This window comes from Variovorax sp. FG153 (assembly GCF_057809595.1).
In genome coordinates this window covers 1-2,237 of the sequence record NZ_JBMDKG010000104.1, presented here as the reverse complement: position 1 = coordinate 2,237, position 2,237 = coordinate 1, and the positions used below count along the sequence as shown (strand labels likewise).

1 protein-coding gene is annotated in these 2,237 nt (G+C 71.4%); it reads left to right on the top strand.

The genetic code is table 11. The annotated features are described in order from the left end of the window. The first annotated feature begins 125 nt into the window (after positions 1–125). A complete protein-coding gene (locus tag ACODT0_RS42240; RefSeq protein WP_489044028.1) occupies positions 126–2,051 on the top strand; it encodes a protein kinase domain-containing protein in 1,926 nt (641 codons plus the stop codon). Positions 2,052–2,237 lie beyond the last annotated feature (186 nt).

Sequence of the window (2,237 nt, the reverse complement as noted above, 5' to 3'; positions counted from 1 at the left end):
TGGGGTCGCCTTTTCTTTGCCTACTTTCTTTTGGCGAAGCAAAAGAAAGTAGGTCGCCCGCCGGGGCGAGACCCGGCCGACAGCCTCCCGCCAGGAGCAAGCCCCGAAGAGGCCCGGAGGACCCGATGACCGAAGAAACCAAACCCGAAGGCAGCGACGACCGCACAAGAGTCGTCCCCCGAACCACGCCCCTGGACGACAGCGCCACGGTCATCACGTCCGGCCAACCCACGCGCACCAGCAGCCCGCTGTTTGCGCCAACGAACCCACCGACGAACCCCACCACAGGCCCGTCGCAAGCAGGAACGCACGAAGCCGGCCTCCTCCCCGTAGGCAGCCGCCTCGCGGAATTCGAGATCACCCGAGTCATAGGCCAGGGCGGCTTCGGCGTCGTCTACGAAGCCTGGGACCACACCCTCGAACGCGTCGTAGCGATCAAGGAATACCTCCCCTCATCCCTCTCCACCCGCCAGAACGACGGCAGCGTCGTCCCCCTCTCCGAACGCCACCGAGAGACCTTCGACCTCGGCATGCGCAGCTTCATCAACGAAGCCCGCCTGCTCGCCCAGTTCGACCACCCCTCGCTGCTCAAGGTCTACCGCTTCTGGCAGGAGCGCGGCACCACCTACATGGTGATGCCCTTCTACCGCGGCGACACCCTGCGCCAGGCACTGGTGTCGATCCCCGCGGGCGTCGACGAGGCCTGGCTCATCCGCATCATGGACGGCGTCACGCAGGCGCTGGGCGTGATGCACGGCGCCAACTGCTACCACCGCGACATTGCGCCCGACAACATCATCCTGCTCGAAGGCTCGGGCCGGCCGGTGGTGCTCGACTTCGGCGCGGCGCGGCGCGTGATCACCGACAAGACGCAGGCGATCACGGTGATCCTCAAGCCGGGCTATGCGCCCATCGAGCAGTACGCCGAGATGCCCGACATGTCGCAGGGCGCATGGACCGACGTCTATGCGCTCGCGGCCGTGATGCACGTGGCCGTGTGCGGCCGCGCGCCGCCGCCGTCGGTGGCGCGCCTCCTGTCCGACAGCTACGTGCCGCTCGCGGGCAACGAGATCCTGCGCCAGCGCTACAGCCCGCAGCTGCTCGAGGCGATCGACGCCGGGCTCGGCGTGCGGCCCGAGGCGCGGCCGCAGTCGATGGCCGAACTGCGCGCGGCGCTCGGGCTCGAGACCAGCCAGAGCATCGCGCCGCCCGCGCATCCCTCGCAGCACGCGCGCGGCACGTCGGCGGCGCCGGGGCCCAACAGCCGCAGCGGCGGTGGCGGCAAGACGGTGGTGCTGCCGCCCGCGCCGGCACCCTCGGCGGGTGCGCGCGCCGGTGGCAACAAGACCGCCGTGGCGCTGGTCTCGGCGGCGCTGCTCGCGGCCGCGGCCGGCGGCGGCTGGTGGTGGTTCCAGGGGCGCGGCCATGGCGACACGCCGCCGATCGCGAGCGCGCCGCCGCCATCCGGTGGCGACACGCAGCAGGTCGCGCAGACACCGCCGCCTCCGCCACCCCCTCCGCCCGCGCCGCCCCCGGCACCGCGCACGGCGCTCGAATCGCTGCAGTCGCTGGCCGGCGGCGCCGCGGCCGGCTTCGATGTCACGGCCTCGGCGAAGAAGCCCGAGGTCGCGATCGGCAAGGACAAGCTGGCCTTCGAAGTGCGCAGCAAGCGCGACGGCTACGTCTACGTGTTCCTGCTGTCCAGCGGCGGCGAGATGTTCCTGCTGTTCCCGAACCTGCTCGACAAGTACAACAAGATCACCGCCGGCAGCCCCCTCGCGCTGCCGCGTGCCTCGTGGCCGATGGAGGCCGGCGGGCCCGCCGGGACCAACCAGTTCGCGGTGCTCGTCAGCGAGCACGAGCGCGACTTCGGCGCCTCGGGCGTGCAGAACGAGGGCGTGTTCCCGCAGTTCCCGCTGCCGGTGCTCGCGGCCCTCGAAGCCACCCGTGGCAGCGGCCCCTCGCCGCTGCTCGGCAAGCCGGTGTGCGCGCCCGGCACCCCCTGCGACGACGTCTATGGCGTCGCCAATTTCAAAATCGTCGAGAAGTAATCGTCTGTAGAGCGTGACCCGACGGGCCACCTTTCCACGAAGGAGATCTTCACCATGAACAAGCACCTTCCGGCCCTCGCGCCGACGCCCGCGCCGGTCCTGCACCGCGCCGCCGTGGCCGCCGCGACCGCCGCCGCCGCCTTCCTCGCGGGCTGCGCCGTGCCGCCGCCCGCCGCCGCCCCGGCC

Excerpts from the sequence above, each read along its gene's own strand:
- ACODT0_RS42240 (WP_489044028.1), top strand. The coding sequence starts at position 126 with ATGACCGAAGAAACCAAACCCGAAGGCAGCGACGACCGCACAAGAGTC.